Origin of the sequence: Bacillus songklensis, assembly GCF_042649685.1 — a bacterium.
Classification (GTDB): Bacteria; Bacillota; Bacilli; order Bacillales; family Bacillaceae_H; genus Bacillus_BA; species Bacillus_BA songklensis.
In genome coordinates this window covers 31,474-54,145 of sequence record NZ_JBHRZT010000005.1, presented here as the reverse complement: position 1 = coordinate 54,145, position 22,672 = coordinate 31,474, and the positions used below count along the sequence as shown (strand labels likewise).

Here is a 22,672-nt window from a genome sequence, read left to right as displayed (position 1 = left end):
GACGTTGTCACAGGACGTGACGTTCTTAGTCGATGTTCCTTACTCTAATAAAAAGAATTAACGTTGACGTTTGTTCGTTTGTTCAGTTTTCAAAGTTCATCATCGTCTCAAAGCGACTTTAACAATTTAACACATTCTATAATTCCCTGTCAACACTTTTTTTAACTCTCATCTTTAAAATATAAGTTACTTTGCTGACAACAAATATTAATATAACAGAATAAATCATGTTAATCAATCACATTATAATAAGTTTAAATTTTAAGATTTTACTCTTTTATCCCGGATAAATCGAAGAAGAAAGAAAGGCCGCCGTTTATCCAAATAAACAGCGGCCTTTAATTTATTTTAGCGATGACGCATTTGCGGGAATAGTAGCACGTCACGAATAGATGGAGAGTTTGTTAATAACATCACTAAGCGGTCAATACCGATTCCCAGTCCACCTGTTGGAGGCATACCATATTCTAGTGCTTCAATGAAATCATTATCCATTTCATGTGCTTCATCGTTTCCTTGTTCTTTTTCTTTCAATTGAGCCTCAAAGCGCTCACGTTGGTCAATCGGATCATTTAGTTCTGTAAAGGCATTTGCATGCTCACGACCAACAATGAAGAGTTCGAAGCGATCTGTAAAGCGCGGATCTTCATCATTTTTCTTTGCGAGCGGAGAAATTTCTACAGGGTGACCATAAATAAAGGTTGGCTGAATAAGCTTATCTTCTACTTTTTGCTCAAAGAACTCATTTACAATATGACCAAATTGCATGTGTTCCGCTACTTCCACACCATGTGCTTTTGCTAGAGCACGTGCTTCTTCATCCGTCATTTCCTTCCAGAAGTCCACCCCTGTATACTCCTTGACGGCATCTACCATATGAAGTCTTGTCCATTCTGGTGTTAAATCCACTTCATGCTCGCCATATTGCAATTTCGTAGTACCTAACACTTCTTTAGCAATATGTGCAATTAGATTTTCTGTTAAGCTCATAATATCTTTATAATCTGCATATGCTTCATAAAGCTCAATCATTGTAAATTCTGGGTTGTGTCTCGTTGAAACACCTTCATTGCGGAATACACGTCCAATTTCATACACTTTTTCAAGTCCACCAACAATTAAACGCTTTAAGTGCAGCTCAATAGCAATACGCATGTATAAAGTCATATCCAATGCATTATGATGCGTGATAAATGGTCTTGCTGAAGCACCTCCGGCAATTGAATGCATCATTGGTGTTTCCACTTCTAAATAACCATGGCTATCTAGATAGCGGCGCATTGATTGAATGATAAGGCTTCGTGTAATAAATGTATGCTTACTTTCCGGATTTGTAATTAAATCTAAATAACGTTGGCGATAGCGTTGTTCAACATCTTTTAAACCGTGGAATTTATCAGGTAATGGACGGAGTGCTTTGGTTAATAACGTGAATTCACTTACTTTAATAGAAAGCTCGCCCACTTTTGTTTTGAAAACAGCACCTCTCACACCAATAATATCACCAATATCAGCAGTATTGAAAATTTCATAAGCTTCTTCTCCTACTGCATCTTTTCTTACATAAACTTGAATTTGTCCAGTTAAATCTTGAATATGCGCAAATCCAGCTTTCCCTTTACCGCGCTTTGTCATAATACGACCAGCTAAGACTACTTCAAAAGCTTTTTCTTCTAACTCTTCTTTTGATAATCCGTCATATAATTCAAAAAGCTGTTGAGATGTATGTGTACGTTCAAAACGCTTACCAAACGGATCAATTCCTTGTTCTCTAAGCTTTTGCATTTTTTCTCTACGGACAAGCAGTTGGTCGTTTAATTCTTCATGACTCATGTGATCATCTCCATGCCTTATTTTTATTCCGTTCTAACAAGCAGTAAAACTCTCGCTTCTTCAACTGGAGAATAACTGCCCATAAGAACCTGCTTGCTTTAACCAACCATCAACGCGGGATGAAAAGCGAAGAGCACAACAACCTGTTGCAACACCTTCGCTAGCACGCCTGTGTACTGGAAGCTCCCTCATTTTTGGAAGTTTCATTTTAGACAAACAGAAAAAAAGCCAGTTTTCCACTGGCATTTAGTAGTATTCTTTATGGGTAATTATAGGTTAGCAAATTCTAGATGTCAAATGACTTGAGCATCGCTTTGCTGCTTTAATTCTACTTCTTCAACATAGTTTTTTAACAATGTCGTTAATTCGTCTCTTGTTGAACATTCGTTAATGCCATTTCGAACTTTGGCATTCCCGCGAACTCCTTTTAAATACCATGCAGCATGTTTTCTCATTTCACGCACAGCTATGTTTTCACCTTTTAAATCAATTAAGCGGTTAAGATGAAGTAAACAAACATCAATTTTTTCTCTTACCGATGGTTCACCCATTAATTCACCTGTTTCAAGATATTTAACGGTTCTGTAAATCATCCAAGGATTCCCAAGCGCTGCACGGCCAATCATAACACCGTCAACCCCTGTTTCATCTAACATACGTTTTGCGTCTTGCGGAGTTTGAACATCGCCGTTTCCGATAACCGGAATCGAAACCGCTTCTTTCACCTGCTTAATGATATTCCAATCTGCATGTCCTTCATACATTTGTACGCGTGTTCTGCCATGAACTGCTACAGCTTTTCCGCCTGCACGCTCTACGGCTTGTGCATTTTGAACCGCATAAATATGGTCTTCGTCCCAGCCAATACGCATTTTTACCGTCACTGGTTTTTCTACTGCATCGACTACAGCCGCTACCATTTCATAGATTTTATTTGGATCTAATAACCACTTTGCACCTGCATCACACTTTGTGATTTTCGGTACTGGACATCCCATATTAATATCAATAATGTCAGCTGTTGTGTTTTTATCAACAAACTTCGCCGCTTCCACTAATGTTTCTTTTTCGCCGCCAAAAATTTGCAAGCTTAACGGCTTTTCACGTTCATCAATATATAACATACCCATTGTTTTTGCGTTGTTGTATAAAATCGCTTTGTCGCTAACCATTTCAGCACACACTAAACCGGCGCCAAACTCTTTTACTGTCAAGCGGAAAGCCGCGTTACAAACGCCGGCCATCGGTGCAAGTACAACGGGGTTTTTCATTGTAATGTCTCCAATTTTAAGCAAAACTGTTAACCTCCTTTAATATTATTCAAAGTCTTGTGGTGCTAATTCCTGAACACTAACGTTTAAGGCGTTAGCGATATCTTCAACAAATTGGTCGGAAGGTAATCGGTTCCCGCGCTCAATCTCCCCTAATACAGAAACAGAAACTCCTAAATCTTTCGCAAAGCTTTCTTGAGTGTATCCTTTTAATTTGCGAAAAGCGCGTATACGTCTTCCCCATTTTTCCGCTTCCATATCCTTACCCCTTCTTTATCTTGTAATGAATCTATAATAGTCAAAACAGAATGAGCCTGATTGGGAATAGAAACGTGACGGTCCACTTCAACTAACGGAATCATCACAAAAGCTCTTTCAGTCATTCTAGGATGCGGAATCTTAAGGTGCTCTGCTTCAATATTTTGTTGGTTATACAGTAAAATGTCAAGGTCTAAAGTCCGCGGTCCCCACCGGATCTCCCTTTTTCTTCCGTTTTTCTTCTCAATTTCTTGTAGAAGATGCAAGAGGGATATGGCTGATAGAGAGGTGCGAATTTTCACTACCATATTTAAAAAAGCGCTTTGATCTTCATATCCAACAGGATCTGTCTCGTAAACAGAGGAAACATCTACCACTTCTATAGATGGATTTTTTCCTAATTCAAGAATGGCACCTTTTAAATACTGGAAACGATCTCCTAAATTTGAACCTAAAGCAATAAAGGCAATGTTCTTCATTTAACGGCTCCTTGTAATTTCCACTGCAACGGATTCATAATAACCAGGGATAGGTGGGTCCGGCTTATATAATTTCACCGTACAAGATTGAATAATAGAGAATTCACCAAGAATTTTCGATGCAACTTTTTCCGCTACTGCTTCCACCAGTTTAAACGACTTTCCCTCCACGATTTCCCGGCAAATAGTATAGAGTTCTGCATAGTTCACTGTGTATTGTAAATCATCGGTCATTCCAGCGCGGCGCAGATCAACTTCAACCATAAGATCTACATTAAAACGTTGTCCAAGTTTATTCTCTTCCGGATAGACACCATGATAACCATAAAACTTCATACCATTCACATAAATCTTATCAATGATGATCCTCCCCTTTTCCTACCAACACATCCATCATTTTAGCCGTTCTGGCAATGAGCTTCACATCATGTACCCTTGTTAAATGGATCCCCTTTGTAATCCCTAAACAAACAGTGGCAGCCGTTCCTTCTCCACGCTCTTGGGGAGGAAGATCTAAGACATGCCCAATCATCTTCTTACGGGAAGTCCCCAATAGCACAGGGTAGCCTAACGTGGTAAAACGATCTAAGTTTTGCATGACTTCTAAGTTTTCCTCAAAACCTTTTGCAAATCCAACCCCTGGATCTAAGATGATTTGCTCATCTTTTACACCAGCTGCTTTAACGATTTTAATGCTTTCATATAAATCCGTCAGCATATCGGAAATTAAGTTTTCATAATTGTGGTTTTCCCGGTTATGCATTAGGATAATCGGGACATCGTAAAAAGCCGCTACCTCGGCCATTTTAGGATCGGCCTTTGCTCCCCATACATCATTAATGATATGGGCCCCTGCTTCAATTGCTTGTCTGGCTACCTCTGCTTTATAGGTATCAACAGAAATAGGCGCTTTCACATATTGAGACACCTGTGAAACAACTGGAATGACTCGTTGCAGCTCTTCCTCAAGCGATACCTTTTTAGCACCAGGTCGCGTTGATTCTCCCCCGATGTCAATGATGTCAGCTCCATCTTCGACCATTTTCCGAGCATGTTCAATAGCTTCTTCAACACGATTGTATTTCCCACCATCGGAGAAAGAGTCCGGGGTCGCATTCAAAATACCCATAATCAACGTCTTTGAGGAGTAATCCAATTCATAGCCTTTACAGCGGATGACTGAGGGTTGTACTAATGTATTAGCTGTCATATCCAATGTTCCTTTCTTTTAGATCGTGTTTGCTCCATAAAGAATAGCAAACCTGTTCGTATATAGTCTGCAGCTGATATGTTAAAGTATGATTTCCTTTGGGATATAGATGGCTTCCAATCTTCGTAATGGGGGTAATTTCCTGAACTGAATTCGTTACGAAAACCTCATCACTTTCCAGCAAATCCTCCGTTGTAAACAGCCCTTCTTCGGCTCTTACACCCAGTTTTTCTAAAAGCGACAAAACAAGCTGTCGAGTCACCCCATCTAAAATACCTGTTTCTAAGGAAGGAGTGTAGACGATATTTTCCTTCACGAAAAATACATTAGAAACAATGCCTTCGGCTATATAGCCTTGCTTGGTTAAGAAAATTCCCTCTTTAGACGGATTACTTCCAATTTCTTGTTTTGCCAAAATATTATTTAAATAGTGATGGGATTTCAGCCTCCTGCTTCCCTCTGGTGAATTCCTTCTCGTTTCTAGCAAAATCCCTTCCTTTTCTTTTTGCTTTAATGAAGGGAGCGGTTTTACATACACGATGACAGTTGGATGATTATAAGGATCCACCTGTAACCCTACATCTCCAACACCTGCAGAGACATTTACCCTTACATACGCCTCTTGCAGTCCATTTACCTTTAACAACTGCTTTAGAATCGAAATCATCCCTTCTCTTTCACAGCGATATTGTATATTTAGGTCCTCTAATCCTTTATTTAAACGAACCAAATGGTCATCCAACAAAAATGGATGACCATTATATGTACGGAACGTTTCAAACAAACCTATTCCGTACATGTAGCCGTGATCAAAGGGAGAAATCACCGCTTCTTCACGTTTTATAATATTCCCGTTTAAATATATATACATAACTCATCACTTCTTTTTATAAGTAGAGATAAAATTTTCCAGCATTTCTTTCCCAAAAGACGTCATAATTGATTCAGGATGAAACTGAACACCCTCAACCGGGAATGTTTTATGACGAATCGCCATAATTTCGCCCTCTTTTGTCCAAGCTGATATTTCAAAGCAATCAGGCAACGTTTCTTTCTCTACGATAAGAGAATGATAACGCGTAGCCGTAAAGGGATTATTTAATTGTTGAAAAATCGTTTTGCCGTCATGATAAATCTCAGATGTTTTTCCGTGCATTAATCGTTCCGCACGTACCACTTTTCCTCCAAACGCCTGCCCAATAGATTGCTGCCCCAGGCACACCCCAAAAATCGGAATTTTTCCGGCAAAGCGGGTAATAGCTTCTAAGCTAATTCCTGCTTCATTAGGACTGCAAGGACCCGGGGAAATCATTAAAAACTCCGGATTTAATTTTTCTATTTCGTCTAAGGTAATTTGATCGTTCCGTTTAACAATTAACTCTTCTCCTAGTTCACCTAAATACTGCACTAAATTAAACGTAAATGAATCATAATTATCAATCATTAAAATCATCTCGTCTCACCCTCACTCAACTCGTTTTCACTCTTCTCTTTTGCTTTCCATAAAGCTGTGGCTTTTTTCAATGACTCTTTGTATTCATACTTAGGATTAGAATCAATGACAATACCAGCTCCCGCTTGTACATAGGCATGATTGTCTTTGGCAACTAATGTTCGAATCACAATGTTAAGCTCCATATCATCATTAAAACCAATCCATCCGATGGAACCAGTATACAACTCTCTTCTGACAGGCTCAAGTTCTTCAATAATTTCCATCGTTCGCACCTTTGGAGCCCCCGTAATGGTTCCGCCCGGAAATACTGCATCAATCACGTCTACATAATCTTTAGATGGCTGGAGTTCCCCCCTTACATTAGAAACAATATGCATAACATGGGAATACTTTTCAATGACCATAAATTCATCTACATGTACTGTACCGTACTTACATACTCTGCCTAAATCATTTCTTTCAAGATCCACAAGCATGACATGTTCCGCACGTTCTTTTTCGTTATGAATCAATTCATTAGCCAGCTGCTGATCTTCTTCATCCGTTTTACCACGTGAGCGAGTTCCAGCAATCGGCCTTGTACTTACTTGGCTGCTTCTCTTTTTAATCAGCAGCTCTGGTGAACTACTGACAATTTGAAAATCAGAACTATGCATGTATCCCATATACGGAGAAGGATTAATTTCACGTAGCTTTTCATAAATATGAAAAGGGGTAGTTCCTAAAGGCTGAGCCTGCCGGACGGATAAGTTAACTTGAAAAACATCCCCTTGTCCAATATACTGCTGAATTTTCTTTACCGCTTCCATAAACGCCTTCTCTGACATGGAAACATCCAAAGCAGGTGAATAGGATCGCTTGGGAACGTTCCCTTTCCTCCGTTTAAATTCAGCTGTCCATTGCTTTTTATAAAATACCAATCTTTCAAAAGCTTCTGATTCGTTAGAATCTGCATCATTTACAATAATCCAAAGTTCTTCTGTGTGATGATCATAAACAAACACATCATCAAATACAAGAAAATAAAGATCCGGCATGTGTAAATCATCTTTTGCGATAGATGGGAGGCGTTCAATGTAGCGAACATAATCATAGCTGATGAACCCGATCGCACCCCCTTGAAAATCTGGCAAGGCAGGGTTAGAGCGTGCGCGGTATTGATGCATCCACTTTCTCATTACATGAAGAGGATTTCCTTCTAACTCATATGTTTCGAATTCATTCGTCACCTTTAAACGATGATTACGACCTTCTAAAATAGCGAAAGGCTTTAACCCAATAATGCTAAACCGGCCGCCTCTCCCACTTTCAAGCAATACATGATGGGGCTGTTCTTTCGACAATTGTTTATAGATGAAAAACCATTCGTTTTTAGGAATGGCTATCTTTTCTCCCCAAGATCTACGTTGTTGCATTCCTTCACTCCCCTAAAAGTCAATCATCTATTCTCCATTTTACATGATTCACCCCGGGAGTTCATATATGGTTTATTGAAAATATGCAAAAACAGTCTCCATATGGAGACTGTTTCAATTCTACTCTTCGAATTGATAAAGAGGTGTACTTAAATAGCGCTCACCGTTACTTGGAAGGATAGCAAGGACCTTTTTTCCTTTTCCTAGTTCTTTGGCTACCTTGAGCGCAGCTGCAATAGCTGCCCCTGAAGAAATGCCGCCTAACACGCCTTCTTCTCTTGCTGCTTTACGAGCATACTCAAAAGCTTCTTCATTTTTGATTTTAAGGACACCATCATAAATATCTGTATTTAAAATAGCCGGAACAAACCCTGCACCAATTCCCTGAATTTTATGGGGGCCTGGTTTACCTCCACTTAAGACCGGTGAATCTGTCGGCTCTACAGCATAAATTTTAATAGATGGATAATTTTCACGTAATACTTCACCGACACCTGTAATGGTTCCGCCTGTCCCTACACCTGCAATAAAAGCATCTAACTGCTCGCCCATTTGCTCAACAATTTCTTTACCTGTTGTTCGGCGGTGAACCTCCGGGTTAGCCCCATTGTTAAATTGCTGCGGCATGAAGTAGCCATGTTCTTTCGACAATTCTTCTGCCTTGCGGATGGCCCCGCCCATTCCTTCACTTCCCGGAGTTAACACAAGCTCTGCTCCATAGGCACGGAGTAAGTTGCGACGCTCCATACTCATCGTATCCGGCATGACTAGAATAGCTTTATAGCCTTTTGCTGCCGCTACCATCGCCAAACCGATTCCAGTGTTGCCGCTTGTCGGTTCTATCAGCGTGTCACCAGGTTTTAAAGAACCGCTTTCTTCTGCCGCTTCAATCATCGCAAGTGCAATACGATCTTTGACGCTGCTGCCAGGGTTCATAAACTCCAGCTTTAAATACACATCTGCCATGTCTTGTTCCACAAGTTTATTCAACTTTACAATAGGGGTTTGACCGATTAACTCAGCCACTGAATTTGCTACACGTGTCATATGACCACTCCTAATCCCGAGTAAATTTATTGGATATAAAAAATTTAACAGTTATGTTCTAAATTGTCAATCTTTTTACCTATAAAAAATAATAAGAGTGCCCTCTTGCACTCTTATTATCGTTAGTACCTAAATAGCACTTTCTTTTAATTGTTCTAATTCCCCTTTTGTAAAGAGATATTTTTCATTGCAGAAATGACATTGCGCTTCAGCCTGCCCTTCTTCTTCAATCATGGCCTCGATTTCTTCTGTTCCTAAGCTTATAATGGCATTCCCGATCCGATCTTTAGAACATTGGCATTGAAACTCTACAGGCATTGTTTCTAATATTTTGACATTCCCTTTCCCTAATACTTCATTCAAGATTTCTTCTGGTGAAAGACCTTGTTGAATTAAACGAGAAATAGGAGAAATCTTCCCTAAACGATCTTCGATGAGGGACACCGTCTCTTCGTCTGTTCCTGGCATAAGTTGAATGATAAAACCACCTGCTGCTAAAATGGTATTATCAGGATTTACAAGGACACCCACACCTACGGATGAAGGAGTCTGCTCAGAAGAAGCAAAATAATATGTGAAATCTTCGCCTAGCTCACCCGAAACGATCGGCACTTGACCTGTAAAGTTTTCTCTTAATCCTAAATCTTTTACCACTGTAAGACTTCCTGTCGTGCCTACAGCTCTTCTGACATCCAGCTTGCCATGTTCATTTAAATCAAAATGGGTCTGAGGATTCGTTACATACCCCCTTACTTGACCTTTTGCATTACTATCTACAAGGATATGACCGATTGGTCCCCCTCCTTCTACTTTGATGGTCAGCTTGCTTTCACCTTTTAGCATAGCTCCCATCATGACTCCTGCCGTCATGGCTCTTCCTAGTGCAGCAGACGCTGTCGGCCACGTATAATGGCGTCGTTGTGCTTCACTAACTGTTTCGGTTGATGTTACCGCATAAGCTCGCACTTGCCCTTCAAAAGCTAAGGCTTTTACAAGATAATCACTCATTTAATGCACACCTTTCCCAGGTTAATTGATATTCACGAAATGTTATATCAGCACCCGTTCATGCCACCCTAAACTGACTCTACGTTCTTTATATAAATTAACTGTAGGCCTTTTAACGTTAGAAACGGATCTACCACATCAATAATGTCAGATTCCTTAGCAACCAGCGTAGCTAAACCGCCTGTGGCAATAACTTTCGGTTCAATCTTAGATTGAGCCTTCATGCGAGAAACAATTCCTTCAACTTGTCCTACATAACCATAAACGATTCCCGCCTGCATGGCTGCAACTGTATTTTTTCCAACAATGTCGTTCGGACGTGCAATTTCAATTCGCGGAAGCTTGGCTGCACGCGAATAAAGAGCCTCTGTCGATATAGTGATTCCCGGTGCAATGGCTCCGCCCATATATTGTTTATCCTCGTCAATATAACAATAAGTTGTCGCTGTACCGAAATCGACAATGATTAAAGGACTGCCATATAAGTGGATACCCGCAACCGTGTTTACGATTCGGTCAGCCCCTACTTCACGAGGATTATCATATTTAATATTAAGACCTGTTTTAATTCCAGGACCTACAATTAAAGGCTTTAAATGAAAATATTTTTGGCACATCCGTTCTAATGAAAACATAATTGGCGGCACAACAGAGGAAATAATAATACCACTTATATCTTTAAAAGATAAACCAACATGCTCAAATAATACTTTTACTACCATGCCGTATTCATCTTCTGTTTTATTTCGGCTTGTTTCGATTCGCCAATGATATTTTAATTCTTCTCCATCATATACTCCCAACACCGTATTCGTATTCCCCACGTCTAATACAAAAATCAATTTGATCACCACTTTTATCTATATTCAATATTTATACTGCCATAATCATATCATACCTACTATGGGCACGCTCATAAAGTGAAACTTCACTACTTTGTATTTTTTTCCATTTCTATAAAGTATGAGCTGAGAAAACTGGACTCTTATAGACAGTTGTCTCCTGCCTGTTTTTACTTGACGTGAGGTCTTACTGCTCGTTAAAGGAGGGATAAAGATACAAGTATTTCTGATTTTTCATGGGTGTTATCACAAAAAAAACTCGCCCTTTACCTCACTGATAAAGAGAGATAAAGGGCGAGTTTGAGGTTTTCATCAAAAGTTGCCGCTCACAGGATGAAAACATTAGTTTTTTACATTATTAATCATTTTTTATTGGCGGCTCATCTTTTTTAGGTTGAATGTTCACTTTTACATCTTCTGATGGTTCTAAGTCCGAAGGTCTTTCAGGAAGCTTTCCTTGTTCTACTAAATGCTTAATTTGCGCTGCATCTAACGTTTCTACTTTTAAAAGCGTCTGTGCAATTAATTCAAGCTTGTCGCGATTTTCAGTTAGAATTTGTCTTGCACGCTCATAACAATCTTTAATGAAACGCTGCATTTCCATATCAATTTCGTGAGCAATGGCATCACTGTAATTTTGTTCGTTATGAAGATCGCGTCCTAAGAACACTTGACCTTGAGATTGACCAAATTGCATCGGACCAAGCTTATCACTCATTCCATATTCCGTTATCATGCGACGAGCAATACTTGTCGCACGCTGGAAGTCGTTATGAGCGCCTGTACTTACTTCGCCGAACACAATCTCTTCAGCAACGCGTCCGCCAAGCAACCCAGTGATTTTATCTAACAACTCCGGCTTTGTCATGAAGTAACGATCTTCTTTTGGTAACATAACCGCATATCCGCCAGCCTGACCACGCGGCACAATAGTTACTTTATGAACCATATCAGCTTCGTCTAGTACAACACCGATAATGGTATGTCCTGCCTCATGGTAGGCAACGATGTTACGCTCTTTTTGAGAAATAACACGGCTTTTCTTCGCAGGACCCGCAATGACACGGTCAGTTGCTTCATCAATATCTGTCATATCGATTTTCTTTTTATCTTGTCTTGCAGCTACCAGTGCTGCTTCATTTAATAAGTTTTCTAAATCAGCACCAGAGAAACCTGGTGTACGCATAGCAATTGCTTTTAAATCAACAGATTGATCTAGAGGCTTATTGCGGGCATGTACTCTTAATACCGCTTCGCGTCCATTCACATCTGGACGGTCAACCGTAATTTGGCGATCGAATCGGCCAGGACGTAATAAGGCAGGATCCAAAATATCTGGACGGTTAGTCGCCGCAACGATAATAATTCCTTCGTTCGCTCCGAATCCATCCATTTCAACAAGCAATTGGTTTAGTGTTTGTTCACGTTCATCGTGACCGCCGCCTAAACCTGCACCACGTTGACGACCAACTGCATCGATTTCATCGATGAAGATGATACACGGTGCATTCTTCTTCGCATTCTCAAATAAATCACGAACACGAGAAGCACCGACTCCGACGAACATTTCAACGAAGTCAGAACCACTGATAGAGAAGAATGGAACACCAGCTTCACCCGCTACAGCTCTCGCTAATAATGTTTTACCTGTCCCTGGAGGGCCTACGAGTAAAACCCCTTTCGGAATGCGAGCACCCAACTCAGCAAATTTGCGGGGGTCCTTCAAAAACTCTACCACTTCGACTAATTCTTGTTTTTCTTCATCGGCACCAGCTACGTCTTTGAATTTTACTTTCTTTTTCTCTTCAGTATAAAGCTTTGCTTTACTTTTCCCGAAGTTCATGACTCGGCTACCGCCGCCTTGCGCCTGATTTAGCAAGAAGAAAAATAAGATAAAGATAATGACAAACGGAATAATGGATGTGAAGAACGTTACCCAACCGCTTGTTTCTTCAGCAGGCAAGATCTCAACCTTAGAGCTCTGGGCTGCTGCATCAATACGTTGTAAAGCTTGATCACCGTTTGTGATATACGTTAAAAATTGCTTATCTTCATCATACGATTTAAGCTTGCCTCGTACTTCAAAGACTCCCCGCTCCGGTTTCATGGAGAGGGATTCAACATCACCTTTTTCAAGATGATTAATGAATGTATCGTAACTCATTGGCTCAGTTTGTTGGTTTGAACCACTAAAAAAACTGACAACACCAATGATTACTAAAAAAATGAGCAAGTAAAATATGGTATTACGGAAGATGCGATTCATCCCTTACCTCCTCCCATAGTAAACAAACTATATTAAATAGTATCATAGAAAATTTATCCTATACAACAATTTAGCTGCAACCAATCATACTTTATAGTCGACTTTTAATTGCTGTACACTTCCGGTTTTAAAACGCCAATAAAAGGTAAATTGCGATATTTCTCTTGATAATCCAATCCGTAGCCTACTACGAATGCATCCGGGACGTTAAAGCCGACATAATCAGCTTCGATTTTAGCTTTTCGCCCTGTTGGCTTATCTAAAAGGGTCACAATTTTGATAGAATTTGCCTTGCGGTGTTTGAATAATTCCACCAAATAGCTAAGCGTTAATCCGCTGTCAATGATATCTTCCATAATCAGAAGATCTCTTCCCTCTACGGAGGTATTTAAGTCTTTAATAATCTTGACTTCTCCAGATGATACTGTTGAATGACCGTAGCTTGATACATCCATAAAATCCATTTCTAAATATGTATCAATTCGTTTTACTAAGTCTGACATAAAAGGCATAGCGCCTTTTAATACACCGATAACTAAAGGGAACTTATCTTTGTATTCCTCTGTTAACAGTTTACCCAAATCCTTCACTTTTTCTTGAATTTCTTCCTCTGTAATCAAAATTTCTTTAATATCTTGATTCATCTGCTTACTTGCCTCCTAGAAGTTCTTCACTACTTATAGTATAAAATACCATACTTTCTACCATGTATGGAGTCAAATTCATAAGCTGACTTTTTTAATCCAGGCAGCCATAAAATACGACCTGAACCATCCTCTACAATAGGCCAAGTACCTCGTTGTTCCAAGGGTATTTTTTCATCAATAAAAATATCCTTTACCTTTTTGGTGCCCTTCATCCCTTTAACGGCTATTTTATCGCCTTTTTTTCTTGTGCGAACGATCAGAGGCAATGTCAACTCATGAATATCCAATACAAAAAAATCATTTCCTCCTACCCTTATAGGAAGTTGGTTATGTATTTCACATACGATTTGACGACCGTTTGGCAAATCCACATACCCAGGCATCGTTAACTCATACATATAGGGAAGAACTTCTTCCTGGTGAAACGTGAACAAACAATCGTTATATGAACGAACAACTTTTAAACCGTCGGGAAAATGAAGCACACCGGAGGGCTGCTCACTTTCAAGAAAGATCAAAAGGTTGTCAACATGAACCGAGGAAAGAGATGGAGGAACTTTCTTATAAAGATAGTTTAATATTAGTTGAATCCCTCTCCTTTGTAAAGGTTTACGCACTTCAAGAAACGCATCTCTTGTGAGGAGTACTTCCTCCTTTTTTCTTTTCATTACTTTATTCATTGCTTGGACTGTTAATTCCTCCAAGTATTGAGCATCTTCTAACAATTTTTCGCTAAATGATTGAAATTGTTTGTGAACATGAGCATTTTCTTCTTTTAAAAAAGATAAGACATGGTGGCGAAATCGATTTCTTGTATAAGTCTCCTTTTCGTTACTCTTATCAATTCTGGGCTGTAAGGCATTTTGTTCACAGTAAGCTAGGATTTGGGTTTTCTCAACTGTCAAAAACGGTCGAACAAGATTCCCTCCAGCAAACGGGCGCTTCATCTGCATTCCTGCATAACCCGTCATCGTGCTTCCCCGCGCCAATCTCATCAAGATTGTTTCGACTTGATCGTCTCCATGGTGAGCCAGGGCAAGATAGGAAGCTTTATATTTTTTCATCACTGTTTCAAAAAATTGATACCGGCATTCACGGGCAGCTACTTGGGCACCTAGTCCTTTTTCTCGTTGATACAACGATACATCAATTTGAGCCGTCTCGCATAAAATGTTTCGTTCCCGGCAAAACATCTTTACATATTCCATGTCTTCCTCTGATTCTTTTCCTCTAAACATATGATCAAGATGCGCCGCCACAATCGTGATCTTTTTTCTTTCTCTCATACTCCACAACAAATGCAGCAATGCTAGCGAATCAGGGCCTCCGGAAACACCTACTACAACCGTTTTATCGGGCTCTATTAATGAATGTCTTTCCATAAATTGTTCTACTTGCTGTTTCATCTGACAAAATCAACCCTTAACAAAGATAAATTCACTACTCTATGTTAAATGTATCATTATTTCTGTATATACGAAAAACATAATAAAAAGTTTCACATTTTCTTCAAAAGTTTTTTACCATGTTTGAATTAACACATACATAGCATAAGCAACCATTAAAGATAAAAACAATAAAATCGTTTCGAGGACATGATATCTTTTCTTTCTTCTCTTTGCTATTCTGCTCTGTATCTTTTTTGGATTGGTTTTCTGAGTATGGGTGGCTTTTTTTGACCCTACCGGTTCTTTTGAAGGCTGGCCGCTTATTTGCCTCAGCAAATCCGCCCGCATTTGCAAGGCATGGTTATATTTCCCCGTTAAGGCTTTGAATAAACAATGGTGATACGATTTTAATATTTGATTTGATTCAATAATTTGTTTCAATTGAAAAAGACCGTTTTCTTGTTTCGCGAAACGCTTCGGATAAGCCGTATTTATCATAATCATTGCTACAGCAAACAGGTCGTAAGAGGGCTCAGCTTTTCTTGTCCCAAGCCCCCAGTATCCCCGGTCATAAAAATCCGTAAATTCCTTGATTGATCTTCCCTGTAGAGTTGTTCCGCCTACATCTAACCACCTTATCTTAATAGGTGATTCCGTTACAATTAAATTTTCTGGTTTTAAATCTCCAAACACCCAGCCCGATTCATGAAGATGATGAAGGTCATTCAATAATTGCAATGTTAAAATCCCTGTCCACTCCGCACCTCTTTTTTTTACAAAGGTTAAAAAAGGTTCCCCTTTTAAGTATTCCATGACATAAAAAGAAAGCGGAGAGGTACTTAATGGACTCTCCCAATCATCAACGTCTAGCAAAGAAGGCCCAAGGACTTTCCCATGGGCCTTAGCAAAATGTCTAAGTACATTCACTTCTGATGTTACAGACATATTATTAAAGCTAATCTTCAATGCTACTAACACTTTGGCTGATTCAGCCAAATACACAACACCCGTTGCCCCTGAGCCCAGTTTTCTAACAATGCGGTACGCATGATGATGCCATTTTCCTTTGACAACTGTCCCTGTCGATAAGTTACATACCTGATTCTTCAGCAGATCGTTCATCACGAGTCAATAAACTCCTTAACGAGCGTTTTTGTTTAAAATAATGCAAAGCTTCGCGAATAGCCGGACCAGTTGGCGTAATGCCTCCTGCTGTTAGCTTCGGAAAAATCGTAGACATGGATTCTAACTTTGGACTCCAATCCAGTAATTTTTCGACATCGTTCTTTTTCCCAGGAAATAAGAAAATAGCAAACATATTATCTCCTATCCTCGCGTTTAAACTCAACGACAAATCCAACAGTGCCTCTTTTACAGTTGGCAGTTTACTTTTCATACTTGCACTCATGTCAACTAAAATAAGCACTTCTAAGTCCACAGTCTCGCTTAATTCATCTACAACCTCCATGACTTCGCCTCTTTTTTCAGGAGGCAAATCCTCCATCTGGACACGTGAACCTAAGATTTGTTGAAGCTCTTTGTTTACGACCCCTTGAAGTGTTTGAGTCATCGCTTGCCTTGTCACCATTTGGACCGTTTGGGAAAGTTCTTTTGCATAGACAATCTGACTTACTCCTCCGCCCGACATGGAAATTCCTTCAATCTCTTTCATACTTTGTTCATCAATAATATTTTCTTCTATCACACCAATGACATTTACCGTTATTCCTTGTTCTCTTGCCAATGCCGCCATAGCAATAGGGTCTTCTCCTGTATTAGAGCCTCCATCTGTAATAACAAGCATTTGCCTGATGGTTCCTTTCTTCACTCTAATCCCCTCCTACTTGTATGAATATTATCATCTTTGACGGCCATCTTGAAAAATATACCTTTAAGGAGAGGACATTTCAAAAGAGGGACTTGGCAGCATAAAGAACATGCTGCCAAGTCCCTCTTCTATACTTTATAAAGCTTTCTTTTTATAGCTGAGGGCAGGTATAGAAGACCATTTCGGAATATTATGCTGTATCTTCGCCACCACTACTGTCATATCGTCTTCAATCATTCCTGAACGAGTTCGAATGACTTCTTCCATAATCAAATCGGCTACTTCTTGAGGGTCAGAGGTTTGAAGTTCGGAAATTTTCCGTTTCATCCACATATCATGATTCTCAACATGCTTAGGACCCTCGAATATACCGTCTGTCATCATAATAAGCAAGTCACCAGCTTTAAGCTGCTCGCTTACAACATCCACTTCAAAATCTTCGATAATTCCCATAGGAAGGTTGTTTGCTTGGATCCTAATTACTTTATCTCCTCTTTTAACAAAGCTTGGAGTTGATCCAATTTTCAGGAATTTTGAGTTGGCATCTTGCAAATCGATAATGGCCAAATCTAAAGTAGAAAATACTTCGTCATTCGTTCTAAGTGACAGAATAGAATTTACTGATTTAATTGCGATTGTTTCTTCTATACCTGTTTGTAAAATTTGTCTGAGCAGCTGAAGCGTTTCATGACTCTCATAGTGAGCCCTTTCACCATTTCCCATTCCATCACTAATGGCAACGGCATATTTTCCTGAGTTAAGTTCAAGTGTGGCATAGCTGTCTCCCGATACAAATCCCCCTCCTTTAGCTGCATGTGCCACTCCGGTTTCTATAACATAGGCTTTGGTCGAACCAAAGGAAACATGGCAATATCCTTGAGGATAGGACGCACATTCTTCACGCTTGACGACAATTGTCTCCCCTAAAATATCTGAAAGCATAGGGGCAATCAACTTTTCACACTCTCCTCTTCCGTTGCAAAACGGAGTCCACATATCAATATCTACATTTCCTTGCTCCAAGCTATATATTTCAATTTGATTGACTTCAATTCCAAAGTTCTTTAATACTTCTAAGATTTGCTCTTCTTGAATGTGCAAATTTTCTCTTTCTCGCTTAATTTCCTGAGCAAAATTCTGCATCACCTGAGAAACGCCGGACAATTGCTCGGCTACAATCCGGCGGCTTTCTCTTATTTGTTGTTTTAACTTTTGATTGGCCTGAAAGAATGTGTATTCCTGCTCAATTACATCAACGACCTTGTTGGCTTTCACGCAATGCTTGTCCATTTCCCGTAATAGCCTTGTATTTTGTTGAAGAGTACCTTGTTCGATTCCTTGCATAATCCCCTTCATATAATCATATGTTTTATCAAACTGGTAAGCCCAGCATTGTTCTTTTTTAAAGCAAAGCTGACAAGTTCGTTCTGTTACATTGCTTAGAAAAAAATCGATGTCCCGCGTCTCGCTTTGCGTTTCTTCATACAAGCCATTTTGAGAAAAGCTTTTTGACAGGGCATCAAACACATTTGAAAACTGTTCTACCCTGGTCGCGGTCACATCGCGAATTTTACGTAAATACTGCTGTTGTTCTACGGTATTTTCATTTGTACCAGGTATCAACCTTCCCACTTTTCGAATCCAAACGTTAGGAGTGAGAAGAAAAAGCAGGACAGCCGCGATTGATTCATATAAATTCACTGATAAAATTTGATTGTTTTGACCGTATAAACCAATTAATGATGTTCCAATGAGAAGACCGATGGAAGTGCCGAATTTCTTTCCATCCTTTAACAATCCCCCTAATAGACCGGAAAATGCCAGCAAACTCATTTCATACAAACTCGCTACATTGGCTAGACTTAAAATTAACCCTGTTACAACCCCGACAGTCGAGCCGACAGTAGCTCCTGCTACAAAAGCAAACACCAGCACCAAATAGCGGGATAAAATATGTTCAAAGGAAAGTCCATAAACCTCCCATCCAATTGTACCCGTTAAGACGGAAGCCAAAAGAATGATAAGACAGATAACTTCCTCTGTTTTCAATGATTGACGATTCTTTTTATTAGATAAAAGGGGAACACTTTGAAGAAAGATCATGGTCAGAATAAAGCTCAATCCTGCCTCTACTGAAGCAAACAACGCATCATAACTACCCAATTGTTTCGTTAATAAATAAAACATACTCAGCTTGGTAAAGAGCATCGTAAAAAAAATGGTGAAAGGAAGCTTTTTAAATTCGTCAACATCAATGATATGACTCAATCGATTAAAAATTAAAAACATCACGATCGAGGCCAGGATAAATCCCCCATTTTGAACAGAGATCGAAAAAGCTCCCGCTAAAACAGCTAACACGACTATGCCCGTTTTTTCTCTTTTCATCATATACACGGTCGCGATGAACGGAAGGGCAAATGGCATAATCTTTGTTAAAATAAGGGCTCGTCCCAATAAAAATCCCACCGCAAGTAATAGCAGCCCCCACTCAAACATGACTTTTTCTGCCTTAATATTCACCTGGCTCCAAAATTTTGAGAACTCCAATTTCGTTCTATTAAACACTACTTCCGTTACCGGTCCTGCATAGTTTCTCTCTGTCTTTTGCATGTCTTCACCACCCGAATAAATATACTTATATGTAATTATATAGAATGTGACTTTCATTTTTTGTCAAAAGAACTATTAGAATAAAAGAATCGTTCGACTATTTTCTGTTCTTCCTACAAAAACCATACAAAATGTGAGGATATCAGTGTATAATGATCATGAAGTTATGAAATGTGTCGTAAAAAGAAAAGATTATTCCTTTTTTCTTCTCATCTACTTTTTTAAAAAATATGTTGACTTTCTAATTTAAAATAGATATTATATTAATTGTCCTTTAAAGAACAAAACATGGCGGTGTAGCTCAGCTGGCTAGAGCGTACGGTTCATACCCGTGAGGTCGGGGGTTCGATCCCCTCCGCCGCTACTTTATAAAATGGCCCGTTGGTCAAGCGGTTAAGACACCGCCCTTTCACGGCGGTAACACGGGTTCGAATCCCGTACGGGTCATAAGAAAAGGCGCTGCTTCTGAGCAGTGCCTTTTCTATTAGGTTAATGGTAAAAGTTTCTAAGGACATTATCTTTTCAAGCCTTATTTCACTTTTTACATCAAAATTTACAATTTTTCACTTATTTTTATTTCTAATGAACCTTCTAATTCACTGTCCCCTTCTACACGAGGATTTCCATCTCGATCAATATGAACTTCTTCTTTCTTAATCATATCTGCAACTTTTTGAGTTTCCTCAACCGTACGCTTTCCGATTACGATTTCATCCGTAACGACTGGTTTTTTCGTAACTTCTACTTGCTGTAATCACTTTATGGCACTATCAATACCCGCCGCATTCCTCCTTATCAAACTGTTCAATAAAACAAAAACACCCTTAACTAAGTTAAGAGTGTAACCATACGATTCATCTTTATTTATTAATAAACAACAAGTTAGCCTCGTCTTGCTCCGCGTCCACCTCGTTTAGACTCAGTGTGACGCTTCAGGGAAGATAAGCGATCTTCGCTGTCTTTTAAGAAGCGTGCCATTTTTTGTTCAAAATTTTCTTTTCCACCACGATCGCGTTCATGACTTCGATTGCGATCATGATTTCGATTGCGGTTTGGACGATATCCTTCACGGCCTTCACGGCTTTGAGGTTGTTCTTTCGCTTTTTTTATAGATAAACCGATCTTACCGTCTTTTTCTACATTAATGACCTTAACCTCTACTTGGTCACCGACCTTTAAATGATCATTAATGTCTTTAACATAATTATCCGCAACCTCACTGATGTGAACCAAGCCTGTTGAGCCTTCTGGCAGCTCCACAAACGCTCCAAAATTAGTAATGCCTGTTACCTTTCCCTGTAACTTGCTGCCTACTTCAATTGACATAAAAAAAATGCTCCTCCTTAAAAAATATACAAAAACGATTTATTATAATTATACCTAAAGCGATTTTATGCTGTCAATCAGATGAAGACCCGTCTTTCACATTGAAGATGATTTCACCTTTTTCTGATAAGAAGTAGTCCCGTCTCGCAATCTTTTTAATGTATTCTTCATCATTTAATTTCACAACTTCATCTTTTAAATGTTTTTCTTTTTGTTTCATTTGCGCTAACTGCTCGGTTAATTGTACTTTTTCCTTTTTCTTATCCGAGATGGTTGAGGCCTGCGAGATAAGAGTAGAAATCATAAATACAGATATGATAACAGCCAGAACTCCAAAAGCGGTCAAACGTCTAATGAGCCCTATACGCTTCCGGTTAGAGCTCTCTTGCATGATTTGCTGTTGGGAAACATATTCTGTATTTAATTGCGTCACATTCTTTTTTCGTATGGCACTCATTACTACTTGTCCTCCTTCTTTTTAAAATAATCGATCCACGCTTTTATCCTTTGTTTCGTATTCTTGATTTTTTTGTAAAATCCTTCTACATACTTAAAAGAAGAATGTAAAAAGCTCTTTACATTTTTAGGCATCATTCGCCATATAATCATTCCAATCCAGCGAATAGGTGCCCATACAATCTTCCAGGTAATTTTCAACAATGCCAAAAGGCTTTTGTATACAAACAAAAGGATCATTACTAAAAGGCGAGAAACCAGCAAAACAGGTTTCACAATCAGCAGCTGAATTAGTCGAACTACAAAACCGTATGTTAGAACAATCATGTTAATGATCATTTTTAAAAGGCGCATATAAACAGTTTTAAATAAACTTTGATACGCAGCAAAACCGCACAAAATAGCTAAAAAAGCATATAAGCGCAGTTCCCCTTCATTCACATAAAATAATACATAAAAAAACAACAATGCTTGTAGCGCCCAAAATAATACATCGTTAATAAAGACAATCCAGCCCGCTCTTTTGGGGCGATTTAAAAAAAATTGATACGTATCGAGGGCAGCACCTAAATAGCTGCCCATCGCAATCATTGAAAGAATGGTATAAAATTGAGTGGTTAACGTCATCGGAATAACTTGCTAAAAAATCCTTTAGCTTTCTCCGATTGATTTTCATCTAAATAAATGATATCAAAAACTTTCCCTTTTATCGAGACAATCCCTTTGTCTACATCCAAATTCTTCATTTGAAGATTTTGACCCCTAATAGATAAAAAACCCATTACAGTTTCTAATAAAAACTCTTCGTTATCGAAGCTTTCTACTTGTTTAACACCTGTAATATCTAAGAGCCTTCGACCTTTCATGATAACATCATGATTTGGAGTATGATCTTTATTAGCATTGCCTGTTTCATAATATTGGTTCATTTTCATCCCCCACCTCAATAAATGAGAGCTCTTATGTCTCTGGTATTTATAAACATATTTCGCTCTCACCTTCTCTTGTTTAAACATATGAGGATGAAAAAAAATTTAGAACAAGCCCTCCTAAGACAAAAACCCTTATTCGTTTACAATTTTCTCTTCTTTTATAACTGTGTATAAATTGCCCGCTTCTTCTTTTTTGGCTGTTTGCTGCAAGGACTCTACTTTAACTGTTACTCGTTTTGTCCCGAATTGAATCGTTAATTCATCGCCCTCTTTTACATTCGTACTTGCTTTAGCTGTTATTCCGTTGATGCTGATACGTCCTTGATCAGCCACCTCTTTGGCCAAGGTTCGTCTTTTAATCAAGCGAGAAACCTTTAAAAATTTGTCTAGTCTCATC

General features: G+C 39.1%; 23 protein-coding genes and 2 tRNA genes. 2 read left to right on the top strand and 23 right to left on the bottom strand.

The window, feature by feature from the left end; translation table 11 throughout:
- Positions 1-348: 348 nt before the first annotated feature.
- The 18 genes from lysS to spoIIE form a co-directional block, all read right to left on the bottom strand.
- Complete coding sequence (lysS, locus tag ACFOU2_RS00580) at positions 349-1,833, bottom strand: lysine--tRNA ligase (RefSeq protein WP_377911253.1); 1,485 nt, start codon at positions 1,831-1,833, stop codon at positions 349-351.
- Between the two features lie 293 nt (positions 1,834-2,126).
- Entirely contained in the window at positions 2,127-3,128 is a 1,002-nt protein-coding gene (gene dusB, locus ACFOU2_RS00575; protein WP_377911251.1) for a tRNA dihydrouridine synthase DusB, read from the bottom strand.
- Between the two features lie 21 nt (positions 3,129-3,149).
- A complete protein-coding gene (locus tag ACFOU2_RS00570) occupies positions 3,150-3,362 on the bottom strand; it encodes a helix-turn-helix domain-containing protein (protein ID WP_377911249.1) in 213 nt (70 codons plus the stop codon).
- On the bottom strand, positions 3,314-3,841 hold the full coding sequence (gene folK, locus ACFOU2_RS00565) for a 2-amino-4-hydroxy-6-hydroxymethyldihydropteridine diphosphokinase (protein ID WP_377911247.1): 528 nt from the start codon (positions 3,839-3,841) through the stop codon (positions 3,314-3,316). The genes ACFOU2_RS00570 and folK overlap by 49 nt, the downstream gene beginning before the upstream one ends.
- Positions 3,842-4,201 carry a dihydroneopterin aldolase gene (gene folB, locus ACFOU2_RS00560; RefSeq protein WP_377911261.1) on the bottom strand — a complete coding sequence of 120 codons (360 nt, stop codon included), beginning with the start codon at positions 4,199-4,201 and terminating at the stop codon, positions 3,842-3,844.
- A complete protein-coding gene (folP, locus tag ACFOU2_RS00555) occupies positions 4,197-5,051 on the bottom strand; it encodes a dihydropteroate synthase (protein ID WP_377911245.1) in 855 nt (284 codons plus the stop codon). Before folP ends, folB begins: the two co-directional genes overlap by 5 nt.
- Positions 5,041-5,922, bottom strand: a complete 882-nt coding sequence (gene pabC / locus ACFOU2_RS00550) for an aminodeoxychorismate lyase (protein ID WP_377911243.1) — start codon at positions 5,920-5,922, stop codon at positions 5,041-5,043. The genes folP and pabC overlap by 11 nt, the downstream gene beginning before the upstream one ends.
- A 6-nt stretch (positions 5,923-5,928) precedes the next feature.
- Positions 5,929-6,504 (bottom strand): aminodeoxychorismate/anthranilate synthase component II, encoded by a 576-nt coding sequence (gene pabA / locus ACFOU2_RS00545; protein ID WP_377911241.1) that lies wholly within the window; start codon positions 6,502-6,504, stop codon positions 5,929-5,931.
- On the bottom strand, positions 6,501-7,922 hold the full coding sequence (gene trpE, locus ACFOU2_RS00540) for an anthranilate synthase component I (protein WP_377911239.1): 1,422 nt from the start codon (positions 7,920-7,922) through the stop codon (positions 6,501-6,503). Before trpE ends, pabA begins: the two co-directional genes overlap by 4 nt.
- A gap of 120 nt (positions 7,923-8,042) precedes the next feature.
- Positions 8,043-8,969 carry a cysteine synthase A gene (gene cysK, locus ACFOU2_RS00535; protein ID WP_377911237.1) on the bottom strand — a complete coding sequence of 309 codons (927 nt, stop codon included), beginning with the start codon at positions 8,967-8,969 and terminating at the stop codon, positions 8,043-8,045.
- A 129-nt stretch (positions 8,970-9,098) separates the two neighbouring features.
- The gene (gene hslO / locus ACFOU2_RS00530) at positions 9,099-9,977 is read right to left on the bottom strand and encodes an Hsp33 family molecular chaperone HslO (RefSeq protein ID WP_377911235.1); all 879 of its coding nucleotides are present in this window, start codon (positions 9,975-9,977) and stop codon (positions 9,099-9,101) included.
- Positions 9,978-10,045: 68 nt separating this feature from the next.
- Positions 10,046-10,819, bottom strand: a complete 774-nt coding sequence (locus ACFOU2_RS00525) for a type III pantothenate kinase (RefSeq protein ID WP_377911233.1) — start codon at positions 10,817-10,819, stop codon at positions 10,046-10,048.
- A gap of 358 nt (positions 10,820-11,177) precedes the next feature.
- Positions 11,178-13,085, bottom strand: a complete 1,908-nt coding sequence (ftsH, locus tag ACFOU2_RS00520; protein WP_377911231.1) for an ATP-dependent zinc metalloprotease FtsH — start codon at positions 13,083-13,085, stop codon at positions 11,178-11,180.
- Between the two features lie 104 nt (positions 13,086-13,189).
- Positions 13,190-13,729, bottom strand: coding sequence for a hypoxanthine phosphoribosyltransferase (gene hpt, locus ACFOU2_RS00515; RefSeq protein WP_377911229.1), 540 nt, complete (start codon positions 13,727-13,729; stop codon positions 13,190-13,192).
- A 29-nt stretch (positions 13,730-13,758) separates the two neighbouring features.
- Positions 13,759-15,138 carry a tRNA lysidine(34) synthetase TilS gene (gene tilS, locus ACFOU2_RS00510; protein WP_377911227.1) on the bottom strand — a complete coding sequence of 460 codons (1,380 nt, stop codon included), beginning with the start codon at positions 15,136-15,138 and terminating at the stop codon, positions 13,759-13,761.
- A gap of 114 nt (positions 15,139-15,252) precedes the next feature.
- Positions 15,253-16,242 (bottom strand): protein kinase domain-containing protein, encoded by a 990-nt coding sequence (locus ACFOU2_RS00505; RefSeq protein WP_377911259.1) that lies wholly within the window; start codon positions 16,240-16,242, stop codon positions 15,253-15,255.
- The gene (locus ACFOU2_RS00500; RefSeq protein ID WP_377911225.1) at positions 16,211-16,948 is read right to left on the bottom strand and encodes a VWA domain-containing protein; all 738 of its coding nucleotides are present in this window, start codon (positions 16,946-16,948) and stop codon (positions 16,211-16,213) included. Before ACFOU2_RS00500 ends, ACFOU2_RS00505 begins: the two co-directional genes overlap by 32 nt.
- A gap of 135 nt (positions 16,949-17,083) precedes the next feature.
- Entirely contained in the window at positions 17,084-19,561 is a 2,478-nt protein-coding gene (spoIIE, locus tag ACFOU2_RS00495) for a stage II sporulation protein E (RefSeq protein ID WP_377911223.1), read from the bottom strand.
- A gap of 290 nt (positions 19,562-19,851) precedes the next feature.
- Between spoIIE and ACFOU2_RS00490 the strand changes: the two genes are divergently transcribed.
- Both ACFOU2_RS00490 and ACFOU2_RS00485 read left to right on the top strand, forming a co-directional pair.
- Positions 19,852-19,925: transfer RNA gene (locus ACFOU2_RS00490), tRNA-Met, on the top strand.
- Positions 19,926-19,936: 11 nt separating this feature from the next.
- Positions 19,937-20,008 (top strand) — tRNA-Glu (locus ACFOU2_RS00485).
- 435 nt (positions 20,009-20,443) lie between these two features.
- On the opposite strand, the gene ACFOU2_RS00480 is transcribed toward ACFOU2_RS00485, so the two are convergent.
- The 5 genes from ACFOU2_RS00480 to ACFOU2_RS00460 all read right to left on the bottom strand — a co-directional run bounded on the left by ACFOU2_RS00480 (position 20,444) and on the right by ACFOU2_RS00460 (position 22,671).
- Positions 20,444-20,887, bottom strand: a complete 444-nt coding sequence (locus tag ACFOU2_RS00480; protein ID WP_377911221.1) for a S1 domain-containing RNA-binding protein — start codon at positions 20,885-20,887, stop codon at positions 20,444-20,446.
- 73 nt (positions 20,888-20,960) lie between these two features.
- Positions 20,961-21,344 carry an FtsB family cell division protein gene (locus tag ACFOU2_RS00475; RefSeq protein ID WP_377911219.1) on the bottom strand — a complete coding sequence of 128 codons (384 nt, stop codon included), beginning with the start codon at positions 21,342-21,344 and terminating at the stop codon, positions 20,961-20,963.
- A 2-nt stretch (positions 21,345-21,346) separates the two neighbouring features.
- Positions 21,347-21,970, bottom strand: coding sequence for a spore cortex biosynthesis protein YabQ (yabQ, locus tag ACFOU2_RS00470; protein WP_377911217.1), 624 nt, complete (start codon positions 21,968-21,970; stop codon positions 21,347-21,349).
- Positions 21,967-22,272, bottom strand: coding sequence for a sporulation protein YabP (gene yabP, locus ACFOU2_RS00465; RefSeq protein ID WP_377911215.1), 306 nt, complete (start codon positions 22,270-22,272; stop codon positions 21,967-21,969). Before yabP ends, yabQ begins: the two co-directional genes overlap by 4 nt.
- 135 nt (positions 22,273-22,407) lie before the next feature.
- On the bottom strand, positions 22,408-22,671 hold the full coding sequence (locus ACFOU2_RS00460) for an RNA-binding S4 domain-containing protein (RefSeq protein ID WP_377911257.1): 264 nt from the start codon (positions 22,669-22,671) through the stop codon (positions 22,408-22,410).
- Position 22,672: the final 1 nt, after the last annotated feature.